Genomic DNA, 26,475 nt, shown 5'->3' with positions numbered 1-26,475 from the left:
CATTTCAAGCTGGACGCGCTTTCGACGGAGGGAAAAAACGATGAAGCGAGCATGGTGGAAAGAAGCAGTGGTATATCAAGTATATTGGCGCAGTTTTTACGACTCTAACGGAGACGGGTACGGCGACTTGCAAGGGGTAATTGAAAAGTTAGATTATATAAAGCACCTTGGCGTCAACGTCATTTGGCTTAATCCGTGCTATGAGTCGCCGGACAAAGACAACGGCTACGACATTGCCGACTACTATCGCATCATGGAGAAAGCCGGAACGATGAAAACGTGGGAAACGTTGCTTGACGAAGTGCATAAGCGCGACATGAAACTCATCATGGATCTTGTCGTCAACCATACGTCTGATCAACATCCGTGGTTTATCGAGTCGCGGTCATCGAAAGATAATCCGAAGCGCGACTGGTATATTTGGCGCGACCAACCGAATAACTGGCGTTCGTACTTCACTCCGTCCGCATGGGAATATGACGAAGCGACCGGTCAATATTACTTTCATTCGTTCGCGGTGGAACAACCAGATTTAAACTGGAAAAACCGTGAAGTGCGCGAAGAAATTTATAAAATGATGCGCTTTTGGCTCGATAAAGGCATTGACGGGTTCCGATTGGACGCAATCGCCCTTCTCGCCAAACCAGACGGGTTTCCTGACGCAGCCAACCCGTACGACATTCGCTATTTAACAAACAATCTAGGACTGCATGACTATTTGCGAGAAATGAATGAACAAGTATTCAAGCATTACGATATTTTTACCGTCGGCGAAGTCGCGTTCGTGTCGCCAGAAGAGGGGCTGAAATACGTCGCAGAAGATCGCCAAGAATTGCATACGCTATTTCATTTTGAAGTGTGTGATGAAATGCCAAGCTGGGATCCGCTTCGGTTTAAGCAAATTCAACAGCGTTGGTATGATGCGCTATGGGGAAAAGGCTGGAACTCGCAATTTTTAAACAACCACGACCATACGCGCCAAGTGACGCGCTATGGAAACGACAAACAGTACCGCGTTGAATCAGCGAAACTGCTCGGGACGATGGTGCATACGCTCCCTGGCACGCCGTACATTTACCAAGGCGAAGAAATCGGCATGACCGGCGTTCGCTTCCCTTCGATCGATGACTATAACGACATTGCGATGAAAAACAAATATGCGGAAGAAGTCGCGAAAGGACGCGACCCAGAAGAAGTGCTTCAAAGCCTTCAGCCGTTAAGTCGCGACAATTCACGTACACCGATGCAATGGGACGACAGCGAAAATGCGGGCTTTACGACTGGAACGCCGTGGATGAAAGTGAATCCGAACTATAAAGAAATTAATGTGAAACAAGCGTTAGAAGATCCGAATTCTGTTTACCATTATTATCGAAAGCTCATTCAATTGCGCAAAACACATCCTGCAATGGTATACGGTACGTTCCATGACTTTACAGCAACGGAACGGTATATTTATGCGTATACGCGCGAACTAGATGACAACCGCCTGCTCATCGTGCTGAATCATTGCGACGAACCGAACGACTACGAACTTCCGTCGGCGTTATCTGCCTATACGCGTGAACTTTTGCTCGGCAACTATGCCGACAGTCAAGAAACAGGCGCTATGTTGCATATGCGGCCGCATGAAGCGCGCATTTATCAACTCATCTAAACGAAAAGGTGTCCCGACCGTTATGGGGCACCTTTTTCTGAACTTGCTATTTCCTCAAAACGAGCCAACTGCTCTTTTTTTCCAAATACAATGATTAAATCACCCGCTTGCAACACTTCGTCGGATGATGGGTTGCTAATGATTGCATTGCCGCGTTGAATGGCGACAACGGTGACGCCGTAGCGAGGGCGAATTTCACTTTCCCGTAACAATCGGTTTGCTAGCGGAGAATGTGGGGATAGACGAATTTCTTCCAATGCAAATTCTTCTTCATGGTCATGGAAAATCGTGTCGACATAATCAACGCTAACAGGCTTTAAAATCGTCATCGCCATGCGGCGGCCGCTTAAAAAAGACGGATTAATCACTTTATCCGCACCGGCGCGCCGAAGCTTTTCTTCTGTCTCCGGCCGTTCCGCCCGCGCGACAATTTGGATGTTACGGGTTAATCCTTTCGCTGTCAGCGAGATAAACACATTATCCGCATCTGCCGGCAATGCGGCGACTAGTCCTGCGGCACGCTCAATCCCCGCTGCTACCAACACCTCATCTTCGGTCGCATCCCCTTCGATATAAAGGAACGAATCGTCTGCTTCTAGCCGTTCTACGTTTTTCTCCACGACGACGACATGCGTCCCATTTTTAACCAATTCCCGCACAACTTGTTCCCCAACGCGGCCAAATCCGCATACAATAATATGATTGGACAACGAATCAATTTTTTTCCGCATTTTTCTCCTCCGCACCGTTTTGGAAAATTCCCCTTCCATCATCATCGAGGCGACTGCCCCTGTCGCATACGTGACGATGCTAATGCCAACCGGAATAATGAGTAGAGCAAACAGCTTTCCGTAAAACGTTTGCGGTACCGTATCGCCGTACCCGACCGTCAAAATTGTCACGACCGTCAGCCATAGTGCATCGAAAAACGAAAGATGTTCCGAAAGAATGAAGCCAATCGTCCCTGCACCAATTGCCAATCCCATCGCCAAAATAGATAAGAAAACAGGTTTGGATGACCGCATAACCATCTCCTTATGATTGCTTCGCTGCAAATTTTAAGCACGTGGTGCCAGAAGATTGTTTGACAACAACAGACGGCAACGCCGTGCTTTTAAAGTTATATGCGCGACAACCGCGCGGAAATTGTCGATCCCATGTGATATAAAAATGGTGACAGCGGTAACAGTTTACTCGCTGTTCACACGTTTTCGATTTGCCAGTCAATCGGCTCCCTCCCTGTCTGTCGAAAAAAGGCGTTCGTTTTGGAAAACGGGCGGCTGCCGAAAAAGCCGCGGGCAGCAGAAAACGGGCTTGGGTGCGGCGCTTCAATAATATAATGGCGCGAATTCGTAATGAGGTCTTTTTTTGCTTGCGCATGCCGTCCCCATAAAAGAAAGACGACCGGTTCTTCCTTTTCGTTTACTAATTGAATGACGCGGTCGGTAAAGTACTCCCATCCTTTTCCTTTATGTGAGTTTGCTTCCCCTCGCCTTACCGTTAAAACGGTGTTTAACAAAAGTACCCCTTGTTGCGCCCATTTCACTAAATAGCCGTTGTTCGGAATGTAACATCCGAGGTCGTCATGCAGCTCTTTAAAAATATTAAGCAACGAAGGCGGTAGCGGAACACCGGGCTTGACAGAAAAGCTTAATCCGTGCGCTTGATTCGGGCCGTGGTACGGGTCTTGTCCTAAAATGACGACTTTCACTTGTTCGTATGACGTATAATGAAGCGCATTAAAAATATCGTACATATCCGGATAAATCGTCCGCGTCCGGTACTCTTCTTTTAAAAATTCCCTTAGTTTTATGTAGTATGGTTTGGTGAATTCTTCTTGCAATAAAGGAGCCCAATCGTTTTTTAGCACGCTCATTGCTTCCACTCCTTTCTAACATAAAGGCTACCCTGCTTATAGGATAGCCTTTTCTTTCTTAAAATTGAATTTTTTCTTCTAAAAAGCGTTTTAATTCGGCAATCGGTACGCGCGTCTGTTCCATTGTGTCGCGGTCGCGCACTGTCACCATCCCGTCTTGTTCAGAATCAAAGTCATACGTAATGCAAAACGGTGTGCCGATTTCGTCTTGGCGGCGGTAGCGTTTGCCGATCGAGCCGGACTCGTCGTAATCGACCATGAAATGTTTCGCCAACTCCGCAAACACTTGCCGTGCGCCTTCCGACAATTTTTTCGAGAGCGGGAATACGGCCGCTTTGTATGGTGCAAGCGCTGGATGTAAGCGCATGACGGTGCGTGTCGTTCCGTCTGCAAGCGCCTCTTCTTCATACGCGTCAATCATAAACGCTAACGTGACGCGATCTGCGCCAAGCGACGGTTCAATGCAATATGGAATGTAGCGTTCGTTCGTTTCTTGGTCGATATAGTGGAAGTCTTCGCCCGAATGTTCCATATGCTGTTTTAAGTCATAGTCGGTGCGAGACGCAATACCCCATAGCTCGCCCCAGCCGAATGGAAACTTATATTCAATGTCGGTCGTCGCGTTGCTATAGTGCGACAATTCTTCTTGCGAATGGTCGCGCAAACGAATGCTATCTTTTTTCATTCCTAACGATAACAGCCATTGCTCACAAAACTGTTTCCAATAGTCAAACCATTGCAATTCTTCGCCTGGTTTGCAGAAAAACTCTAGCTCCATTTGTTCAAACTCGCGCGTCCGGAACGTAAAGTTTCCTGGCGTGATTTCGTTGCGGAAGCTTTTTCCGATTTGCGCAATCCCGAACGGAAGTTTTTTGCGCATCGTCCGCTGTACGTTTTTAAAGTTGACGAAAATGCCTTGCGCTGTTTCCGGGCGAAGGTAAATTTCGTTTGCGCTTGATTCGGTGACGCCTTGGAATGTTTTAAACATTAAGTTAAACTGGCGGATGTTCGTGAAATCTTGGCTGCCGCAATCTGGACAAGCGATGTTATGCTCTTTAATCAGCTCTTCCATTTTCGAAAATGGAAGCCCGTCGACGATCATCTCGATCCCTTTTGCTTCTAGGGCGTTTTCGATGAGCTTATCGGCGCGATGACGCGCTTTACATTGTTTACAGTCAATCATCGGGTCGTTAAAGTTGCCTAAATGACCGGATGCTTCCCACGTTTTTGGGTTCATTAAAATGGCCGCATCTAAGCCGACGTTGTACGGCGATTCTTGCACAAATTTTTTCCACCATGCGCGCTTAATATTGTTTTTTAACTCTGTCCCTAACGGACCGTAATCCCACGTGTTCGCTAATCCACCGTAAATTTCCGAACCTGGAAAAACAAAGCCGCGATGTTTCGCGTGGGCAACGATTTGTTCCATTGTCACTGCCATCTTTTTTTCCTCCTTCATCTTTTTTCAAACAAAAACGCTCTCGTCCTTAGGCCGTTCGCCTAGGGACGAGAGCGTAACTCCCGCGGTTCCACCCTAGTTGATGCAACATGCATCCACTTTTCATGCGCAACTCTGGAGTGCCGTTTCATTGACCGTCTTCACCAGGCTTCCACCATCCCCGGCTCGCTTTCGAAGAGAGGGGCAACTACTATTCATCCGTCATCGTTGCAATATCATATTTTGCTATTTATCATAACAAAATCCAAAAACGCTCGTCAATGGCATCGTGAAATTTTTTACAGACGGTGCAACCGCGACACAATTGGTGTTCCGTCCCAAATGACCTTGCTTGGCGCTTTTCGCTTCGCCACCTCCGGCTCTTCTAAAAGTAGCCAAAAATTTTTCGTTGGCAAATTACCAAGACCGTGCTTTTTGGAGAGTCGGTCTAAATACATTTTCCGCTTGTCATTCATCTGTCGCGACAAATGGTCTCCTTCGTTCGAAAAGGCGTATAAGACGCTAGCGACGGCGACGCGTTTGACGCGGAAGGACGCGGACACTCGCAAGAAAAAATCCCAGTCCCAATAGTTGTTAACGTATGGGTCAAAGTAACCGATTTTTTCATGAATTTCCCGGCGGTATGCGCTGCCAGACGGGACGTACGTCGAAAATTGGCGCATCGCTTCTCGGTCATCGTCGTAAGCGAACAAAAACCGCTTCGTCGGGATGCGCTGATTGTTCTCGACGCGGTAATGGAAAATTTCAACATCAGAATAAACGAAATCGGCATCGGCTAGCTCTAACACCATCCGCTCTACATGGCAAGGAAGCAATAAGTCATCATCGTCACAAAGCATAATGACGTCGCCTTTTGCCGCTTTAACGCCAATGTTGCGCGCCTCGACGTGCCCGACGTTTTCCGCACAATGAATCAGCTGAACGTCTAGTTCTGGATAAAGCGCAACGATGTCGTCGACCCGCTCGCCACCGTCGTTCACGATGATGATATCCAGCTTGGAATACGTTTGTCTGCTTAACGATTCCAATAGCTCCGCAAGCGGATACGGTCGATTAAACGTTGGGATGACTATCGAAACGAACTGCACGTATCCCACCTACCCTGTCATTTGTTTGCGCGACGAAGAAAGAACGAGTTCTTCGAGCGCCCCTGACGCAAGCAAAACGCCGATGACGATGAAGAGAAAGCCGAACCATTGCACCAAATGAATCGTTTCTCCTAAAAACAACGCGGACGCAACGAGCGAAAAAAATGGCGACAAATTGATAAACACGGCCGCCTCCGAAGCGCCGAGACGTTGAATCGCACGATTGTAAATCATTTGTCCTATCCCGCTCGCAACGACTGCCGAGGCGAAAAAGACGAACCAGATTGACCCGCTTCCTTTCGCAAGCTGCCCGAGACCGCCTTGTTCCGTCGCAAGCCCAATCAAAAACAAAATGGTTGACCCCATCAGCAACATCCATGCCGTAAGAGCAACGACATCGACGGTTTGGGCAAGTTTCTTAATGAAAATAAAGCTAATCGCTTGCGTCAACACAGCGCCAACAATATATACGTCCCCAATAGAAACCGCGCCGATTTTCGCCGAGCTGTGCGTCACGATAAAGACAACCCCTGTAAAGCCTAGAACAATGCCGAGCAGTTTCAGCGGCCGCAGTCGGTCGCGCAATAAAACCGCCGCAAACAGTGCGGTCACAAGCGGCGACATGCCTAAAATAATGCCGGCATTGGAGGCAGTCGTCTTCGTTAAACCGGTTGCTAAAAAATAGTGATGACCAACGACGTTGCATAGCCCGACGAGAAAGACAGCCGCCATTTGCCGAGCGGTCAGCCGAAACGATTGCCGCATGACAGCCAGCACAACAAACACCGTCAGCGCTGCGCCAAATAAACGAAGCGCCGTAATCGTAATCGGCGTAAACGCATTGACTAATAGTTTAATGGCGACGACATTGCCGCCCCAAATAATCATCACCAATACAAGCGAAACATATGTCCATACTTTTGTCATCCAGTCTAACCTCTTTTTCAAAAAATAAAAGGGAAAGAGCAATAATAATAACCGTATCGCTCCTTCCCTTTTTTGTCAATGGTTATGCTTAAGCTACGCCAATTCTTGTTGCTTCGTTTCTTTTCCTAGCAGACCAACCGCTAACACTCCAACGAAAATCGCCATGCAGAAAATCGCAAAAATCGTCGTTACTTCTGTTTTTTGTGCAGCAAGATAACCGACGAAGAGCGGTCCGAGAATACCGCCAATTCGTCCGAACGCCGCCGCCATACCTGCGCCTGTAGAGCGAATGGATGTCGGGTATTGCTCTGGGGTATACGCATAAAGCGCTCCCCACGCCCCGAGGTTAAAGAACGATAACAAAATCCCAAACACCATTAGCCATGTAAGCGACTCGGCGTTGCCGAAAAAGTAAGCGCTGACTGCTGTACCGATTAAATACGCAATAAGAACAAATTTTCGACCGGCACGTTCAATGAGCCAAGCGGCGCTAAAATAGCCTGGCAATTGTGCCAATGTCATCATGAGCACGTATTGAAAACTTTTAATTAAGCTGAACCCTTTCATGACCATGACGCTCGGCAGCCATAAAAACATGCCGTAGTAGGAAAATACGATGCAAAACCAAAGCACCCAAAGCATAATCGTTTCCCGCCGATATGCAGAAGACCATACGCTTACGATGTTTGCCCAAACAGAGCTTTTTTTCGCTCTAGAAAAGCGCGGAGAGTCCGGCAAATTCCAGCGCAAATAGACGGCATAAAGCGCCGGAACAGCGCCTAAAATTAGCGCCAGCTCCCACCCGTACGTTGGGATGACGAAATAAGAGATCACTGCCGCTAAAAGCCAGCCAAACGCCCAAAAGCTTTCTAGCAGAACGACCGTTTTGCCGCGTTCGCTTGCTGGCACGCTTTCTGCCACTAATGTCGACGCGACCGGAAGCTCACCGCCAAGCCCCATGCCGACGAAAAAGCGAAGCACTAAAAATGCCGCTAATGTCGCAGTAAACGCGGAAAGCCCGCTGCCAATCGAAAATAATAAAAGCGTTATAATAAAGACGTGTTTTCGACCAATCCGATCCGCTAACAGCCCGAAGAAAAGTGCCCCGACCGCCATTCCGATTGAGTTGACGCTGCCGATCCACCCCATTTGTTCAGCAGTTAAATTCCATTCTTTTTGCAGTGCCGCGATAATAAACGACAGCATCCCGACATCCATCGCATCAAACATCCAGCCAAGCCCGGCAATGCCTAGCAACTTCCGCCGCGAAATCGCTTGTTGATTCATGACAAGCCTCCTCTTTTGACAAGTGTAAAGTCACTGTACAGTTTCATTATATTGGTATAACCACAGTGTTTCAAACAAAAAACAAAGGGAGACCCCTTTGCTTATCTTGAAAATATTCGACAGGTGACAGGCACAACAATATTCCCTCTTACTGTTATTCTTGTGCCGTACACATTGACAACTTCTTCAAATTTACCTTTGATCCCCTTAGATTTTACATGCCTCACCGTTGCCGAATAAATTGCACTATACGCCTTCTTTTCGTTCCCTCCATACTTTTTTAAAAATTTATCAAGATTATGCTTAGCGCTCAACTAGCACCATGGGTTTTGTTTGACTTTCACCATCCGCAAATCGCGCTCGGCTTGGTTGTTGTCAAACGGCACTTCTTTTTTTCGCAGGAAGAGAAGCGCTTCTTGCTTGCGCTTTTCTAGACGCTGGATGAAATTCTGCGCATGGCGGACGCCGGGATGCTTTCCCTGTCGGCAACGCTCCTCGAGTTCTCGGCGACCATTCTCTAGAAGCTTGTCGTACGCGGCTTCCCAATACCGGACTTCCTCTTCCGGTAGAGCTCCGCCAGCATTCTCCACCGCCTGTTTCATCGCCAACAATGCTTCGGTCATCTCTTTCGACCATGAATGACCGTAAAGTTCTGTATATGCCCGAAGCTCTCGAAGATGATGGGCGTGGCAAAGGGCATGGCTCGCCTCTGTATACATCGGGTACACCGAATACGCATCGTGCACCATCGTTCCTTTGTACTGCGGCAAGATCCCGATGTCGTCCGTCGCTTTCTTTCCACGGGAGCGATGCAGCCCATATCGTGTGGCCTTGGCAGTGGAAGCCACGTGCACCCATTGGTTCTTTCCGTTCACACGCAGACTCGTTTCATCGACGTGTAACGTGCTGGAGGTGAGCAACGCGGTTTCGATCTCTTTGATCGCTACTTCTATCACAGGCTGCTACCGTCTCGTCATATTTACGACTGTGCCTGCACTCATCGAATGGTCAACTAACGCTTTGACCATCTCCGTGACACGCTCGCACGGGATCAACTGCGCATGATTCCAGTATAAAACAAGGGAAGTGATGGCTGGTCCGTACTGGACATGATTCGTGACATAAAAAGGGAACTCTGCCTGCTGGACAAGATGACACTCCGGACAGCACTTCACTTCCCGTTCATGTTGAGTGACCTCCATGCGAACCACTGGAAGATCGAACACTTGGCGAATGTCTACTTGAAGCGGAGCGATATGTTCTAAAGATTGACCACATCCTTTGCATTCGGTCACGCGGTGAAGGACTCGGTGGTCAGGATTCGGTACTTGGCGGAGCGTCGTTCCTCGATGCCCGGCTGTTTCCCCGACGTTTGGCGAGAAGGGGATTTTTCCACAAATCGGTCAGAAGACGGCGGGAAATGGCTATTGGTACTGTTTTTTTTCGTACGGACTTCTAATTCTGCGATACGTGCTTTCAATTGCTGGTTTTCTTGTCTTAGCTGCTCGTTTTCTTTGAGGAGTTTTTCGATTGTTTGCGCTTGGCGCTCGATTTTTGCCACCATACTTTCGATTGTGAAGACCGCTTGTTGGAAATCAAAAACAACGTTTGCCATCCTGTTCACCTCCCATGTCTTGGATGGTACTAGTATAGACAAGGGAAGCAGAAAAAACCCGATCTCGTAAACTTTTTCTATGTATCGGCTGAATAGTTACAAATAAAAAGGAGAGGATTTCCTGAGTTCCCCTCCTTTTTATTAGCAATATATAAATTTTAAAACGGCTGTTTCGTATGACGAGGATTAAATGAAACTAGAGGTGTGGCTGCTTTTATAGTAATCCTCTAGTATGTTTTCAATTTCCTTGTCTCCGATAATCCCTAACGGATTCATAATATGGCTCGCTTCTTCCTCAGAGATGATCTCGCATTCTAAAATAGGTCTTACACTATTTCCCACGCTTTTATAGTATTTGCCCAAAAATTTAGTGGAGTACTCTAGCTTTTGCAGTTCATCTTGATTAAGTATTTCAGATGGGAACGAACCCACAAACTTCCATCGATAATTGATAATAGAATAGAGACCTGAATTGGCAAAAAATAGGAAATGTTTTAGCCGAATGAATTCAAAAATCTGATCAACCGATAATTGTTCGCTAGAGAAATGATTCAAGTAACCAATAATAATGTCATCGTCCCGATTTTCTTTAAAATTGCCTCCCACGATCACCCCATAAGCAAATCGGTCAATATTCTCCAAATAAATTTCGAAAATCTGATTCGGATAAATCTCTTTAAATTTAACAGGCCAGTTTTTTGTTTTAACTTTTAAATCGAAAACATATTTTTGCTTATATTTTCTTTGATCGTACTGAAGAATGGCCAGCAATAGCTGTTCTAATTTTTTAAAATCCTCTTCCGTATTTATTTGACCTAATTCTTGAAATAGTAACTTATTTATTTGTGAGATGGTTTTATTCATACAATCTACCTCCTTCATTTAATAAGTCCCCTTGATACACTCATATAGTATTTATAATTTTTATTCCTTTTGCTAATTGGTCTAATTCGATTTCTTAACTTTTTCTTACCACCATATTTTAAGTATAGTCGGTGCTCTAACCCTCTTGCCTGAGCATATGTCAAATTCTTTGCAACAGGTTGAAATCTCGCATCCTTATGAACTAATTTATGTGCTGCTTCTCGACGAGCTGCATTTGTTGTCCTTCCCACATATACCACTTCTTCCCCCTTTACAAGAGCATATACCATGTGACTTGCTTTTCCCAATCTTCCCGCATGCGCTACCGTAGAGGCTACTCCCGTCGGGTCCGCGAAGGAAGCCAAGTCGGCCGCAATCCATGCTGCACCGGATAACGATGGATTGGACGCAAATGCAGCGGTATCCATAATCAGCCACATCGCATCCACCGCCCAATGCCCATCCGGATCGACATTCATCACCGGATTGTTATTGGCATACGTATAGGCATTTTGAGTGATCGGATCATCTTTGTCTCCTGGATCTGGATCCCTCGAAATCAACCTTGCCGTCTCTGGATCGTAGTACCGTGCTTGAAGGTAGTACAATTTTGTTTCTCTATCGTAATAGTATCCCGCATATCCTAACGGTTGTCCAGCAACAGCCGCATCTTCAGAAACAGATAGGACTTTGCCCCATGGGTCGTAGCTGTAATTGGCGACCGTCGCTCCATTTTCATCCACAATCCGCACGACATCGCCGCGGTAGTTGGTGACATAGTAGAACGTATCGCCATTTGCATTCGTCACCGTATTCGGCTTTCCATTCGCCCATGTAAACGCCCATACCGTTTGGCCGTTGTCATCAGTGATGCGGATTAAGTTTGATCCGTCATAGTGATAATGGTACGTGACGCCATTGACTGTTTTCGTTTCTCTGAGTCCATCTGGACGATACGTGAAGCTGGCGATGGTGTTCCCGTTTACGTCTTTGACTGAAAGAAGACGCCCTTCTCCATCCCACGTATATTGGTAACGGTCGTCTTGCAGAAGATTGCCGGCGTCATCATACGTAAACCCTTCGACTTCGTTGGCCGCATTAAACGTCAACGTCTTGCCATGCGGATTTTTCAAGTTCCCCGCCGCATCGTAGTCGTATGGAACGGTGTTGCCTTGGTACGTCCATGACTTCAAGCGGTTGGAAAAATCGTACAAAAAGTATGAGGGACGTGCCGTTGAGGTAGCTCTATGATATTGCCGTCAATGTTGTACGTATAGACTAATTGAAGAGAGTCGTTTCCAAGAACATTAGGCGATAATTGGGATTTATCGACATATTCAACATTGAGATAGGCTGCCTAAAATAAGTCGTTTTTTCGACTATTAGACAGCCCATACCATAACAACCTAATATATAGAAAATCTTTCACTTAACCTAATCGAATCACAAACTCTTTATTGGATGCAATGTCCTCAAACTTATAAGATCGTTTATTAAATTTAATATATTCACAATATTCTATTAATATTATACTGCTATACTGAGTATTCCGAATTGGATCCCTCCTAATGTTTTCTTTAATTTTCGCAAATAGCGGAAATTGACCAATGATTTTAAAAGAATAATCATCTAACTTATCAGGAATCAAACTCAGCGCTGTTAAAATCTCTGCTTTAGCAAGCTCTGCATGTGTTGGTAATGTACTTTTATTTAAATCGAATAAAATGCAAATAGGGGTTAACCCTTCTACTAATTCCACTATTTGTCCAAAGTAATAAGTACCATCTGATAATGGTATGGAAAAAATATCTCCTATTACCCATTTTTGCCTCTTTGGAGCTTTCCATTTGGTTAATAATTTTCGATATTCATCAATAATAGTTTTTTCTACAGAATAGTTTCGTAAATCATTGATTAAAAGGGCAACCGATAAAATAAGATCCGAGCTTTTAGTTCTTATTGAAACATAGTCACTTTCCGAGTCAAAAGTAATGTTGCCGATAAGACCTCTTTCTTTTATCTCCCTTTTTAGAAAAAACTCCGCCTCAAAGTTAGATTCCATATCTAATAACGTCGCCAAGTCCTCAAAAATAAAAAATTCTTTAGAACTATAGTCCGGAAGAAAGACTTTTACGATCCCTATTTGCACGCTTTTTTCTAATTCATTGAAATTTTTACTTAATCTCAAGACAATCACCTTTCCTATATACTGTATTTACCCCATTTTTTAGGACTTATCTCATGCCTACTATTTTCTAGCCAGCCCCCGTATCTTTCCGGTCCACCTAATCGATTGATCCATTTTTGCTCGTATCTCCTAGCCTGACGACCGGGCCTTGTTCTTTGAAGAACTTTGTACACATATCTCCCACCCTTTCTTCCATGTTCACGTTGCCTTTTTAAGAACCTTTCCCAACTTTTCGCTCTTCCCACATAAACAGCCCCAGTATCTATATTTTTCCTCAAATAAATAACAGCTGTTCTCGCTCTTTTAATTGCCCTTCCCTCATGCGCTACCGTAGAGGCTACTCCCGTCGGATCCGCAAAGGAAGCCAAGTCGGCCGCAATCCATGCTGCACCGGATAACGATGGATTGGACGCAAATGCAGCGGTATCCATAATCAGCCACATCGCATCCACCGCCCAATGCCCATCCGGATCGACATTCATCACCGGATTGTTATTGGCATACGTATAGGCATTTTGAGTGATCGGATCGTCTTGGTCTCCCGGATCTGGATCTCTTGAGATAAACCGCCCCGTCTCTGGATCGTAATACCGTGCTTGCAGGTAGTACAGCTTTGTTTCCTTATCATAATAATATCCCGCATATCCTAACGGTTGTCCAGCTACTGCCGTATTTTCCGAAACCGAAAGCACTTTTCCCCACGGGTCGTAGCTGTAATTGGCGACCGTCGCTCCATTTTCATCCACAATCCGCACGACATCGCCGCGGTAGTTCGTGACGTAGTAGAACGTATCGCCATTCTGATTCGTGACCGTATTTGGCTTGCCATTCGCCCATGTGAATGCCCATACGGTTTGTCCGCTGTCATCTGTGATGCGGATTAAGTTCGTGCCGTCACAGTGATAATGGTACGTGACGCCATTGACTGTTTTCGTTTCTCTGAGTCCATCTGGACGATACGTGAAGCTGGCGATGGTGTTCCCGTTTACGTCTTTGACTGAAAGAAGACGCCCTTCTCCATCCCACGTATATTGGTAACGGTCGTCTTGCAGAAGGTTGCCGGCGTCATCATACGTAAACCCTTCGACTTCGTTGGCCGCATTAAACGTCAACGTCTTGCCATGCGGATTTTTCAAGTTCCCCGCCGCATCGTAGTCGTATGGAACGGTGTTGCCTTGGTACGTCCATGACTTCAAGCGGTTGGCGAAATCGTACGTAAACGTATGCGTGTTCACGCCGTCAAAGTACGTCACGATATTGCCATCCGCATCGTATCTGTATGTCAAATCCAACGCATCGCCGCCGATAACACGCTGGGCGGTTAATCGTCCCCCATCATCATAGGATGAATAAACATGGAAGGAAGACGTATTAGCGCTATTTTTCAAACTTGTACGGATGGGCAGGCCTTTTTCATTGTAATAAAACTCGGTCGTTTGGCCCGTCGGCACTTGAATGGACGTTAGATGCTGTAAGACGTCGTATCCAAATGTCGTGGTATATGAATGGCCGCCAGTCGTTTCCACATAGGAACTGCGCAGCCCGTTCGATGAGCTGTTTGAATCTGTCACATAGTTGTTTTGCAGCTGGTACCCGCTCGGTTCTTGAGACGTCTTCAAGCGGCTGTACGTGTCATACGTGAACGAATACGTTTGGCCGTTCGCGTCAATGCTCGTCACATTTCCGGCATAATCGTACGTATACGAAGCGACTTTCTGGCTGTTGACCCATTTTTCCGTTAGTTGGTGTTTGCTGTCGTATTTGAATTCTCGCTTGGCAAGAACAACCGTTGGACCTTTTCCTTGTTCGACCGATTTCACATTTCCGTTAGGGTCATAATCATACTTAATAAACTTCCCTAACGGATCTTGTTGGAACTTCAACAGGTTAATTTCATTATAATCAAATGTAGTGACGTTGTTTTTTGGATCCGTACGAGTTTTCAAGTTCCCTTGTGTATCGTACGTATACTGGGTCGTAATGCTTTGTTGTCCTGACGGATCGACCATTGTCACAGATTTTAGTTGGTCCAAATAAGTGTAAGTGTATGTCGTATTTCGTCCAGCCGGTGTTGTGACGGATGTCTCGTTTCCATTCGCATCGTAACCGTACGATGTCGTTTGGTTCCATTCATCCGTTTCCGCTGTGACAAAATTGCCGTCCGCACTATATGTCGTGGTCGAAGTCGAAGCCCGTTCTTCAAGCTTCATATTGTCAAAATAGACCGTACCGGATTGGTTGTTATAAAGGCCGTAAATTTTCGCCTGGCTAAAATCTTTCGCCGCCCGGAACGTCTTTTTCACAAACTGCCATTGATCCGTCAATGTTTTATCGAACGGAATTGTAAACGTTCCCGTTGTTCCATCCGTATACGTGAACGTCAACTGCAAGGCAAAAGTGCCTGTCGTATTTGGATTTTTCACATACGCCCAGCCGGACAATGTCAATGGATCGCCTTTTTTCCCACTGACGGAAACTTGTTGTCCGACATAACGGCTCGCACTGCTTAAACCAGTGATTTTCACCGAATATTGTCCGGCTTTTGCCTGCTCGGTCGTTCTGCCATCCCCTGTACCAAACGCATTTAATGTCCAATTGTCAAGCGTCGTTCCGCTTCCGGCTTCCATACTGACGTTTTCATTCGAAGCGTACTCGGTTACGATAGCCCCTTGATCCAACTGAATGCCATCGAAATAAGCCGTTCCTGCTCCTGTAAAGATACATTCGATATGAATGTATGCCGTATTGCTTGGTGCAGTAAAGGTATGAGAAATTGGCATCCAGTCTCTTGTTCCTGTAACATAAGGGCTTCCATATACAATGGTATTTCCTGAGTTGTCTTTAATATATTGGTTGCTACTGTCTTTAAAATAAATTCGGATTCGCGCTCCTGATCCCGTAACATTCGTTGTTTTAATATATCCAGAAATTGTATACGTCTTGTCTGCTAGCGGCGTGCTAATCGGTACATCTTGGTAGTAATAGCGTGCCCCTTCGGTTCCCGTCAGCGTAATTTTGGCTGATTGAGTGCCAAATACATGGTCAGTGCTGATCGAATATTCACTGCCGGTGCGAATCGTCCAGCTCGTCGGCAAGTTATTCGTTCCAACCGATTCAAAGCTACTATTGACCACCGGATTGACCGCAAGCGACGATGAAGTCACCGATGACACGGTATTTCCGTAACGATCGTAGGTGAAGTAATCGGTCATTCCCAAAGGATCTGTTGAGAATAATAGATTACTGACACTGTCGTATACGTTTTGCTCGGACAAACCAGCACTTGTCGTCGAATCCGTTAAATTGGATTTGCTGTCATAATGATTGGTTACAGCCTCACCATCCGGTGCGACACTGTTCGTTAAATTTCCTTTGTCATCATAGTCGGATGAGGTTGTTGGACCATTCGCTACTCCCGTGTCTTTGTTAGGTTCGATAACTTTTGTAATTTTATTATTTTTCCATTCGTATTTCGTAGTCGATGGATTCGCTCCTTGATAGTCCTCGATGATTTCGACGACATTGACCGTGGCTAAATCTTGATCGATATTGCTTTTGTAATACGTTTGATTGCCGTTGGCATCCTTAAAAATCGTTTCATTCACCGACGGATACGTGAGTTCCGCAAAGATGGTATCGGATCGAGGATCAATGATCTTCCACACTCGATTGAGATCATCATATTCGAATTTTCCTTTGTTTCCATTTCCGTCCGTAATAGAGATTAATTGTTGTTGGTCATTGTACTCGAACGTAATTGTTTTTCGCTCTGGCCGGTTCGCCGCATACGTAATCGTCCGTAAACGATAATGCCCATTTAAACTATCATACGTAAACGTTGTTTCCGTTCCTCGGAAATCGGTGATTTTTTGTAATCGACCCGTCGTTGGATCATACACCAAAGACAAATCGCGTCCCGTTGTTTCCGAGCCGTACCGCTCGCTAATTTTGGTGATTTGATTGGTCGTGCCGTTAAATGTGTATAAAATCGTATTACCTTTTTCATCAACGATTTTCGTATTCCGGCCTTGCGAGTCGAAATAATAGAGCGTTTCGTCTGGTTCTTTGAGCGTGTATCCGCCATCCGCCGTGCTGTTCAATGCAAAGAATGTTCCCTCCGGCGCGGAGTACGCCGTGCCTGTATCGTATTGCTGTTTGTTAAAATGGTAATGCGTGCCGTTTTCATCTATATACTCCACGATCGTCTTGTCGCTGTTTGGAATCAGTTTCCGTTGCGCGCTGAATGTCCAGCGGTATCCATACACATCTTCAAAGTCCGAACGGCTGTTGTATACCATTTTTAAGTGAAAAGCATCTGTTCTTCCAGGAAGCGATAAAATCGGGATGTCATATACCATATTCCCGTTCATCACGTTCACTACTGCGGTTCCTTCACCATTAAATAAATCCGGCGTGTACGTCCAGTAATCCGTAATGCCCAATAACTTCTTCGAACGATACGAAATCACGAGTTTTGGTTTTCCATATGGCGACCCATCCGAACTACTCCATTCCGTCGAGTGGAATAATTTTTGGGCGGCTGTCGCTTCTTGCGCATCATCCGTTTTTAAGACGACGCCATAGTTCGGCTTTGTTCCATCGTACCAGCCTTTGACTAAATCCGAAACGGCAAAATAGTTATATCCGGCTTTTGTTTCTGATTTGGTGGAGACCGGAGTTGGATCAAAGCTTGGCTGTGTGCTCCAATTGATGATAGATGCGTTAAATACGCTTGTGACCTGATGTAAGGAAATGGATGGTCCGGCTGGTGTGGAGGAGTTAGGGACATACTGGTACACACCAACGCTTGCCCCTGTGACTTTTGCATTTGGAATTGTTGGCAACGTCCATTTCAGATAGGTCCGCGTTTTGCCTAGTGTCGGGTCTTTCCCGACCGACAAATAATTTAAGTTGCCGTAATTGCTGGAAGTACCGCTTGCTACAAATGCGTCCTGTGCTTCGAACACATCGATCCAAGGGTCAATGACAACTGGATAGACGCGCTTCGGATCGGTTAAATACGACTCATCAACCGTGACCGTTAGGATAAACCCATCACCGACAGGAGTAATCTCTTGGGTCACCTGCTCCGAAACATTTCCTTCTTTCGACGAATCATACATGTACGGACGCTGGATATAAAATAAAAACTTTCCTGTTTTCGCATCCGTAAATTCGATCATGCCAGAGGACTTTTTCTCTGCTTTCAACCCTTGGGCTTTAATATGGAAGGCAAAACGATGATTCCCCTCATAAGAATCGAGAATAATATTTTCCTTGACTTTCGTTCCGTCTAAAGCATAATCAAATGTCACACCAGGATAGAGCTGCTTATATTGAACGCGCTCTTTTTGGAAGGTTCCGGCTATATCCTTGATTCCTTTAAATTGTTTGGCTGCCGGAGCATCATCATCGGATAACTCTACCGTTATGTTGTGCCCTGCGATTTCGTATGTAAACAATCTTGCTTGGCGATTTTGTTTCGGTTTTTTTGGAAATTTCACTTTAAATTGGTTCGCTTTGTTTTCGAATTCTTGTTGCGAGTTTTCAACCAATGTGTTGTCCATGTCTACCCATTGACCGTTTTTCTTAAAATGGATGGGTTCCGTATACACTTCTGCGGTATACGTTCCATCAGAGTTTTCGTAGACCTTCGCTGTTTCCGTTCGAAGAGAGGGGAGCTCTTTTTCTTTCGGATACGGGTCACGAGAAGAGGGCTCTTCTTTTTGCACTTCGTTCGGAAGAGAACCAGTGTAGCTTTGGATAGGTTCTGCCACAGATGGAGGAGAGGTTTCCTCTGCCTTAACAAATGGCGTCCATGTCGAAATGGTTAACGTAAACACAAGCACATACGAAAGAAATGAATACCTTTTCCTTTTCTTCACACGATGTCACCTCATAAGCTAGTAATATCCCATCGACGGAATATCGACGGCCGACACTATTATATTGACAAACCCCTCTTAAAAACGTCAATTCTTTTCCTTATAGTAAAATAATCCTAAATCCCATCTTTCTTTTCTATAAAATCAAGAACATTCCTAATACATACAAGGATGTCCCAGAAATCAGGACATCCTTTTAGTAAAACATAGCAATTGTTCATAGAGATGCATCTTTTTATTTTCCAAACACCATTTCCAACGTATATACAAGCCAGTCTTTGACCGTTTCAAAGGCAAACGGTACGTTCAGACGCTCGGTCCATTGATGGGCGTCACGACCGACGGGGCCGACGTTTAATACCGGGACGTTAAATTCCGCTAGCGCTTCAATCGGCAACGTATAGCCTTGGTTCCACATCGGCATATTGGCTGTTAAGACGCGCAAAGACGCTAGCGGCTGTTGCAGTCCGACATAGCTTAAATCGGAAATGCCGCCGAAATAGTGCTGCTGCACAAGCGTCACACCGTATGTTTCTTTCGCATATTGCTGCAAGCTCGACACAAGCCGCTGAATGAACGGTTCGTCGCTTGAATTGACGGCCGGATAATACGGAGGAGCATAAAATAACACAATCATCGGCGCAAAATCTTTGCAAAGAATGCCAAGTTGATCGACGAATTCAATCGTCCGCTCGCGCTCGTCTTTTTTACTTCCCCCCATAAATACTTGCTTCTCTAGCTGCGCGACTTTTTCTTCACCAGCAATTTCCACCGCTTTTTGTCTTAGTTCGGAAAACGTCCATACATTCACGGAAATCGACTTCGGTGTCGATTTTTCCAATTGCGCAAAGCGAGCAGCCTGCTCTTCATACCGTGTTTCGATTTGCTTTGCTGCCCGTTTCGCCAAGTCAATGAGCGATTCCGTAATGTCATCGAGCGATTTTTGTTGCAAAAATAAATTAAACAACGTCACCGCCCGATGCGGAATTTGCACCGAATAATCTTCTTTTAAGTCCGTTTGGAGTAAATTGGTCGGCGGTGGGCTCACTTCGCCGCCAAACACTTCACAAAAATCGGTATTTAACTCAAGTTCGTTGGCAATTTGCGCCACCATCCAGTTCGCATTCAATCCCGCCAGCGGTTCACCGACATGCGTCTCTTTTCCGTAACAATAAAACCCAGGCAATACTTTGCCGATCGAGCCTGTATACACATAGTTCGTCTGGTCGCCAGGGTAGCGTGTAAACATCGGCTCGGAATTGAGCACAAGTCGATAGTCTAAATCGTGCTGTTTCGCCAGTTGAACTAGTGCTGGAACAGCGGCGCGCATCCCGACCGAATTCACTTCTTCATCCGGCACCGTCAACAATACTACATTCCCCTCAAATTTTCCGGCACATGCTTGCTCGACAAGCGACATATGAAGCGCTAGCCCGCATTTCATATCCATGACGCCGCGCCCAAACAGCCATTCATCGTGCGCTAAATCCGCCTGTACGTCCAATGGAAGCTGCTCTTTTTGTTCATAAAACCGCTCCGTCAGCGTTTCTGGCGAGAACGCGATTTCTTTCCATATGCCGTAATCTTGCACATCCACGACATCAAAATGGCTGACTAACACGACGGTGTCGCGTATATGTTCTGCTTTTTTCACCAATGCCGTTACAAAATAGCGACCGTCGCCTGTTGGGTGTAACTGAACAAACTCCGGATGTGTTTGAAAATAATCAAGCGTCCTTAACTCGCCAGCGATATACTCCGCCAAACGCACTTCCGCTTCCGACCCGCTCACGCTTGCATGCTCGACAAGCCGGCAAAGCAATTTCCGCAACTGTTGCTTCGTTTGCCACTTCATCCTCTTCTCCCCTTTTTTCTAACACTCCTTTATCATTGTAGCAACATTTGTAGTACAATGAAATTGATTTTATCGACAACGGGGGGAAATGTGTGAAATATCAAGATGACCCGTTCAAAGGAAATTTCGACAGCTTAGAGGAATTTGCTGACCGCATTAGCGACTTATTGCAATGCCCAATTACCATTGAAGATGCAAACCACCGGCTGATCGCCTATAGCGCGCACGACGATTATACCGACCCCGCGCGGACGGCAACGATTATTAGCCGCCGTGTACCGGAAAAAGTGATTAACAGCCTCTGGAAAAAAGGGGTCATTCCTGCATTATTAAGTAGCCAAGAGCCGCTGCGCATTGAAACGATTTCCGAAGTTGGACTCGGGAATCGCGTAGCGGTATCCATTTGGAAAAATCAAGAAGTGATTGGATTTATTTGGGCGCTGGAAACGGATCGAACGTTGTCAAAAGACGATTTAGAGCTGTTGAAAAAAGCGGCAAAAGCGGCGAAAAACAAAGTATTGCAGCTGTATATGCGGAGAAACAAACGAGAAGAACGCGTGCAAGAATTTTTTTGGAAATTATTAACCGGGCATATTACCGCCAATGAAGAAATTAAGGAAAACTTCGATTTTTTGCAAATTCCAACCGCTCCGCTCTTTTCTGTGTTCGTTTTCCGCTTTGCAAACGATATTACAAGCGATATTGAAAAGCAAATTTCGTACATTTTACAAACGACGCAACAAATTCAAGTGCTGCTCTATACAGTCGACCGCAGTGATTTTATTTTGCTTGCTGCGCCAAAATCAACGCGCCAGCCGCTAGCCGAATGCAACCAATTTATTGCTTCGTTCGCGACAAAAATGAAAGAGCGGTTTCATATCGCAAATATTCAAAGCAGCTTTGGCGGCATTTACGAAACGTTTGAATACATTGAAAAAAGCTATAAAGAAGCGTTAACCGTTTTATCGATGAAAGAAAAATTCCCTGCCCAAACAGCTTCTATTTATGGATATCAACAATTAGGCATATATCAATTTTTCGACTTATTGCTCGAAAAAAAGCGGCAAGGGGAATTGACGAATTCCGCATTGGCGAAATTGCAGGCATATGACGAAAAACACCACACAAACCTCATAGAGACGTTTGAAGTGTTTTTTGACCACGACAGCAACGTCAACGAAACGGCCAAAGCGCTGAACATTCACCCAAATACGCTTTCTTATCGGCTAAAGCGCATCGCCGAAATTGGAGAGATCGATTTACACGACATGAATCAAAAAGTAAAGCTTTACATCGATATAAAGCTGGCGAAATATGAAGCATCGCATTAGTTTTGTGGATTTCCACAAAATGAAGCGATGTCTTTTTTTCTTCTTAACAAATAAAAAATAGGGCAAACTGTGTATACTACAGGTGAGGATATTCGAGGGAGGAAGACAATCTATGATTATTGGGGTACCGAAGGAAATAAAAAATAACGAAAACCGTGTGGCGATTACACCTGCTGGCGTTATGTCATTCGTGCAAGCAGGACATACGGTGATTATTGAAAAAGATGCAGGAATTGGAAGCGGTTTCACAAACGATGATTATATAAAAGCTGGCGCACAAATCATCGATAGCGCAAAAGAGGTTTGGGCGCAAGCGGAAATGGTCATGAAAGTAAAAGAGCCGCTACCAAGCGAATACGACTATTTCCGCCCAGGATTAGTGCTTTTCACGTACTTACATCTTGCGGCAGAGCCTGAATTGGCGCGCGCGTTAAAAGAAAAAGGCGTCACTGCCATTGCTTACGAAACCGTACAAGTTGGCCGCACGCTTCCACTTCTTACACCGATGAGCGAAGTGGCTGGCCGCATGGCTGCGCAAATCGGCGCACAATTTTTAGAGAAGCCTGAAGGCGGAAAAGGAATTCTGCTTGGCGGCGTTCCAGGCGTCAGCCGCGGGAAAGTCACGATTATCGGTGGCGGTGTCGTCGGTACGAACGCAGCGAAAGTTGCCATCGGCTTAGGCGCAGACGTGACAATCATCGACTTAAGCGCAGACCGTCTTCGTGAGCTAGACGATATTTTCGGCAACCATATTACAACATTAATGTCCAACCCAATGAACATTGCCCAAGCGGTGGCGGAATCTGATCTTGTCATCGGCGCAGTGTTAATTCCAGGAGCAAAAGCGCCAAAACTTGTGACAGAAGAAATGGTAAAAGCAATGACCCCTGGTTCGGTTATCGTGGACGTTGCGATTGACCAAGGCGGAATCGTCGAAACGAGCGACCACGTCACGACACACGACAACCCAACGTACGTCAAACACGGTGTCGTTCATTACGCAGTAGCGAACATGCCAGGTGCGGTTCCAAGAACATCAACGATCGCGTTAACGAACGTGACGATTCCATATGCGTTGCAAATCGCCAATAAAGGCGTTCACCGAGCAATCGCAGAGAACCAAGCACTAAAACTTGGCGTCAACGTTGCCGCAGGCGAAATCACATACGAAGCAGTTGCGCGCGACCTCGGCTACAACTACGTTCCAGTCGACGAAGCGTTCGGAAAACAATTAATGGCGAACTAAGAGAAACAGGTACCGTGATGGTACCTGTTTTTGGTATAGTTAAAAGAAAAAAGGAAGTGAATGTGTTGCGAGTATGTGCTGTTCAATACCATTTGCATACGATTACGTCGTTTGAACAATTTGCCGAACAAGTTACCCATTACGTCAAAACCGCGCAAGAATTTGACGCACAGTTTGTCCTTTTTCCGGAATTTATTACAACACAATTGTTGTCAATCCCGATAAATGGAAAACAAGCAACGATTCATGACTTGCCTGCCTATAAGGAGCAATATTATGAACTGTTCACCACGCTTGCGAAACAAACCAATATGTATTTAATTGGCGGCACGCACGTCATCGCACAAAACAATAAACTATATAACGTCGCCCATTTGTTTACACCGGACGGAACGATTCATACACAAGCGAAGCTGCACATTACACCGACAGAAGTAAACGAATGGGGAATTAGCCCTGGAGAAGACGTGCACGTATGGGAAACCGAACAAGGAACGATTGCTTTATTAACATGTTATGACATTGAATTTCCAGAAATCGTCCGCATCGTGCGGGCGAAAGGAGCGGATGTTATTTTTTGCCCGTCATGCACCGACGACCGACACGGTTTTTATCGCGTCCGCTATTGCTGCCACGCCCGCGCTGTGGAAAATCAAGTGTACGTCGTCACGACCGGCACGGTCGGTTCATTGCCGACAGTCGATTTTATGCGCGCGAATTTCGGGCAAGCCGCCATTATTACACCAAACGACATTCCATTTCCACCGCGCGGCATTCTAGCGGAAGGAGAAATCAATGACGACATGGTCGTTGTTGCGGACCTTAACTTGTCGCTTCTGTACAATGTGCGCGAAAAAGGCTCGGTCACGACATGGCGCGACCGCCGCATTGACTTATATCCCGATTGGAAGTGACTTCTATAAGAAAACACCTTTCTATAGTTGAAAGGTGTTTTTGTATATTATTATATCAATAATAAATAAATATTTATTACCCGTGGTGCTAGTTGAGCGCTAGCGCTCAACTATCCCAAGTGTTACAAGTGAATATGCCAACAAGATACCATCTAGTGCTACTTCAAATCCCGCAATCGAATTAGCACGAATTTCTGTGATACGATACTGATCGACGAGGACAGAGAACACCGTTTCAATGACTTTCCGTTTTTGTTTGAGCCATCTCTCCCATGATGCGGATGGGCGATGTTTCTGGTTTTTGCGAGATGGAGTCCAAAAGGCGATTTGGTATGCTTTATACAACTTTTTTTGCAATTCGCTACTGATAAATCCTTTATCACCCAAATTAAAAGGATGAGGAATTTGAGTCATGACGGTTTCCGCTGCGGTTCGATCGTGACAGGACGCCTCCGTTACCACGTATCCCATGGGCAGTCCTTGGTCGGTCACCTGAAGATGGAGCTTAAATCCATAGTACCACTGCTTTTTCGATGCACAGAGCCCGATGTCCGCAATTCCTTGAAATCGTTTGACGCGGTACATTCTTGCGGCATGGCACAACTCGATCGGCATACTGTCTACGACCGCATAGGCGTGGTGTTGACCACGTTTGGCTAGCTCATGGCGTATCCATTTGATCGCAAAGCGCAGCGCTCGACAACGACGATTGTAGCGAGAACGTTCGAGAAAATGTCCATCCGCAAACAAGTTCCCAGTCACAAAGCGATGCCATTCCCGTTCGGAAGAGAAGCCAAGCAGCTTTCCTAAAAGATGAATAGCAATGATCACCTCATCTTCTTGTTTCACCAAATGACGATTGCGGCGTTGAAGATAGAATTGAATTTGTGACAGCTGGGCAGAAACAAAAAAGAAAATGGCTGCATATTGTTTTTGAATCTTTACTTGATCTGTAGTAAAATGAAAGTGCTCTTGCATGGGGATTCTCCTTTCGAATGTTGGATCGCACTTTCATTCTACAGGAAATCCACAAGCAAGGGCTATTTTTATGCTTACTCGATTTTATCTAGCACCACGGGTTATTTATTAATAATAAAATATAGCGAATTACATGCCACTCTAAAATTTTTTTATAAAAATACTTCCGCGTCTTTAGCTTATCCAGTCTACAAATTATTTTCACGAAAAATATATTCTTATTGTTTTTTCATTTTTTAGAATATATAATATCTTTATAAAAATTACATAAAATGCACGGATGAGATGTTTTGGTTTCTTTTCTAAATGTTACAAAAAATTATTTTTATAAAAAGTATTGCATAAATAAAAAAAGATTGATAGTATGATAATCGTTACTGCCAGTGTCCTAAACTAAACGATGAACTCGACACTGGATAAATATAAAAGAAATTGAGTTTCAAATATAAGGGGGAAACAGGATGAAAAAAGGATTCGTGTTCGCGGTTGTTCTTGCGCTATTTGTCGCACTAGCAGGGTGCGGTGGAAAAACTGCTGAGCAAACATCAGGAAGTGGCGGAGGAAAGCAAAAAGTAACCATTGGCACAGACGCTTCGTTTGCACCGTTTGAGTACATGGACAAAGGAAAAATTGTTGGGTTCGACGTTGATTTCTTAGATGCTGTCATGAAAGAAGCTGGTCTTGACTATGACTTGAAAAACATCGGCTGGGATCCGCTCTTTGCTGCGGTACAAGGAAAAGAAGTGGATTTAGCCATTTCCGGTATCACTATCAACGATAAACGGAAACAAACATATGATTTCTCCGTTCCTTACTTTGAATCGACGCATATGATTTTAACAAAAGAAGATAGCCCAATTAAAAACGCCCTTGACTTAAAAGGAAAAGTCGTCGGTGTTCAAAACGGAACAACTGGGCAAGCAGCGGTTGAAAAATTGCTTGGCGCAGAAAATAAAAACATTAAAAAGTTTGAAAACACGGTTGTCGCGATTATGGATTTATTAAACGGGGGCGTTGATGCTGTCGTGACAGACAACGCTGTAGCCAATGAGTACGTGAAAAACAACCCGGATAAAAAATTAAGAGCGATTGAAGATCCAACAAACTTTGAATCCGAGTTTTACGGACTGATGTTCCCGAAAGGAAGCGACTTAAAACCGAAAGTCGACGAAGCGATTAAAAAGGTGATTAAAAGCGGAAAATATGCTGAAATCTACAAAAAATGGTTTGGAAATGAACCAAACGTCGACAACTTGCTAAAACAACAATAAACGACATTGGAAAAATTGCGTAACTAATCGCTAG

18 protein-coding genes and 1 pseudogene are annotated in these 26,475 nt (G+C 45.2%); 5 read left to right on the top strand and 14 right to left on the bottom strand.

Annotated features, from left to right (window positions below; all coding sequences use genetic code 11):
- Positions 1-40 precede the first annotated feature (40 nt).
- Positions 41-1,657, top strand: a complete 1,617-nt coding sequence (locus GGR02_RS02790; protein ID WP_183183229.1) for a glycoside hydrolase family 13 protein — start codon at positions 41-43, stop codon at positions 1,655-1,657.
- A gap of 20 nt (positions 1,658-1,677) precedes the next feature.
- Here GGR02_RS02790 and GGR02_RS02785 read toward each other — a convergent pair whose 3' ends face one another.
- The 13 genes and pseudogenes from GGR02_RS02785 to GGR02_RS02725 form a co-directional block, all read right to left on the bottom strand.
- Positions 1,678-2,682 carry a potassium channel family protein gene (locus GGR02_RS02785; RefSeq protein WP_183183228.1) on the bottom strand — a complete coding sequence of 335 codons (1,005 nt, stop codon included), beginning with the start codon at positions 2,680-2,682 and terminating at the stop codon, positions 1,678-1,680.
- A 10-nt stretch (positions 2,683-2,692) separates the two neighbouring features.
- Complete coding sequence (locus GGR02_RS02780) at positions 2,693-2,884, bottom strand: uracil-DNA glycosylase (protein ID WP_183183227.1); 192 nt, start codon at positions 2,882-2,884, stop codon at positions 2,693-2,695.
- A complete protein-coding gene (locus tag GGR02_RS02775) occupies positions 2,859-3,533 on the bottom strand; it encodes a uracil-DNA glycosylase (RefSeq protein WP_183183226.1) in 675 nt (224 codons plus the stop codon). The genes GGR02_RS02780 and GGR02_RS02775 overlap by 26 nt, the downstream gene beginning before the upstream one ends.
- A gap of 58 nt (positions 3,534-3,591) precedes the next feature.
- Entirely contained in the window at positions 3,592-4,974 is a 1,383-nt protein-coding gene (locus tag GGR02_RS02770; protein ID WP_183183225.1) for a glycine--tRNA ligase, read from the bottom strand.
- A 296-nt stretch (positions 4,975-5,270) separates the two neighbouring features.
- Positions 5,271-6,080, bottom strand: coding sequence for a glycosyltransferase family 2 protein (locus GGR02_RS02765; RefSeq protein ID WP_373286613.1), 810 nt, complete (start codon positions 6,078-6,080; stop codon positions 5,271-5,273).
- 9 nt (positions 6,081-6,089) lie between these two features.
- Complete coding sequence (locus GGR02_RS02760; protein WP_183183223.1) at positions 6,090-7,007, bottom strand: DMT family transporter; 918 nt, start codon at positions 7,005-7,007, stop codon at positions 6,090-6,092.
- Positions 7,008-7,100: 93 nt separating this feature from the next.
- Positions 7,101-8,294, bottom strand: coding sequence for an MFS transporter (locus tag GGR02_RS02755; RefSeq protein WP_183183222.1), 1,194 nt, complete (start codon positions 8,292-8,294; stop codon positions 7,101-7,103).
- A 329-nt stretch (positions 8,295-8,623) separates the two neighbouring features.
- Positions 8,624-9,909, bottom strand: a pseudogene (gene tnpC / locus GGR02_RS02750) (IS66 family transposase); the annotation flags it as partial.
- A 186-nt stretch (positions 9,910-10,095) separates the two neighbouring features.
- Positions 10,096-10,773 carry a hypothetical protein gene (locus GGR02_RS02745; protein WP_183183221.1) on the bottom strand — a complete coding sequence of 226 codons (678 nt, stop codon included), beginning with the start codon at positions 10,771-10,773 and terminating at the stop codon, positions 10,096-10,098.
- A 14-nt stretch (positions 10,774-10,787) separates the two neighbouring features.
- Positions 10,788-11,966, bottom strand: coding sequence for an RHS repeat-associated core domain-containing protein (locus GGR02_RS02740; protein WP_183183220.1), 1,179 nt, complete (start codon positions 11,964-11,966; stop codon positions 10,788-10,790).
- A 236-nt stretch (positions 11,967-12,202) separates the two neighbouring features.
- The gene (locus GGR02_RS02735) at positions 12,203-12,961 is read right to left on the bottom strand and encodes an Imm26 family immunity protein (RefSeq protein WP_183183219.1); all 759 of its coding nucleotides are present in this window, start codon (positions 12,959-12,961) and stop codon (positions 12,203-12,205) included.
- Positions 12,962-12,975: 14 nt separating this feature from the next.
- Positions 12,976-18,846, bottom strand: a complete 5,871-nt coding sequence (locus GGR02_RS02730; RefSeq protein ID WP_183183218.1) for a DNRLRE domain-containing protein — start codon at positions 18,844-18,846, stop codon at positions 12,976-12,978.
- A 235-nt stretch (positions 18,847-19,081) separates the two neighbouring features.
- Positions 19,082-20,701, bottom strand: a complete 1,620-nt coding sequence (locus GGR02_RS02725; RefSeq protein WP_183183217.1) for a M20/M25/M40 family metallo-hydrolase — start codon at positions 20,699-20,701, stop codon at positions 19,082-19,084.
- Positions 20,702-20,793: 92 nt separating this feature from the next.
- On the opposite strand from GGR02_RS02725, the gene GGR02_RS02720 reads away from it, so the two are divergent.
- The 3 genes from GGR02_RS02720 to GGR02_RS02710 all read left to right on the top strand — a co-directional run bounded on the left by GGR02_RS02720 (position 20,794) and on the right by GGR02_RS02710 (position 24,192).
- Complete coding sequence (locus tag GGR02_RS02720) at positions 20,794-22,032, top strand: PucR family transcriptional regulator (protein ID WP_183183216.1); 1,239 nt, start codon at positions 20,794-20,796, stop codon at positions 22,030-22,032.
- Between the two features lie 112 nt (positions 22,033-22,144).
- The gene (gene ald, locus GGR02_RS02715; RefSeq protein WP_183183215.1) at positions 22,145-23,278 is read left to right on the top strand and encodes an alanine dehydrogenase; all 1,134 of its coding nucleotides are present in this window, start codon (positions 22,145-22,147) and stop codon (positions 23,276-23,278) included.
- Positions 23,279-23,343: 65 nt separating this feature from the next.
- Positions 23,344-24,192, top strand: a complete 849-nt coding sequence (locus GGR02_RS02710; RefSeq protein WP_229706133.1) for a carbon-nitrogen hydrolase family protein — start codon at positions 23,344-23,346, stop codon at positions 24,190-24,192.
- Positions 24,193-24,291: 99 nt separating this feature from the next.
- On the opposite strand, the gene GGR02_RS02705 is transcribed toward GGR02_RS02710, so the two are convergent.
- Positions 24,292-25,170 carry an IS982 family transposase gene (locus tag GGR02_RS02705; protein WP_183183214.1) on the bottom strand — a complete coding sequence of 293 codons (879 nt, stop codon included), beginning with the start codon at positions 25,168-25,170 and terminating at the stop codon, positions 24,292-24,294.
- A 461-nt stretch (positions 25,171-25,631) separates the two neighbouring features.
- Between GGR02_RS02705 and GGR02_RS02700 the strand changes: the two genes are divergently transcribed.
- The gene (locus GGR02_RS02700) at positions 25,632-26,441 is read left to right on the top strand and encodes a basic amino acid ABC transporter substrate-binding protein (protein WP_183183213.1); all 810 of its coding nucleotides are present in this window, start codon (positions 25,632-25,634) and stop codon (positions 26,439-26,441) included.
- Positions 26,442-26,475 lie beyond the last annotated feature (34 nt).

The organism is Anoxybacteroides voinovskiense (assembly GCF_014196205.1).
In the GTDB taxonomy this organism is placed as follows: domain Bacteria; phylum Bacillota; class Bacilli; order Bacillales; family Anoxybacillaceae; genus Anoxybacteroides; species Anoxybacteroides voinovskiense.
This window is presented reverse-complemented; position numbering and strand designations above follow the sequence as displayed.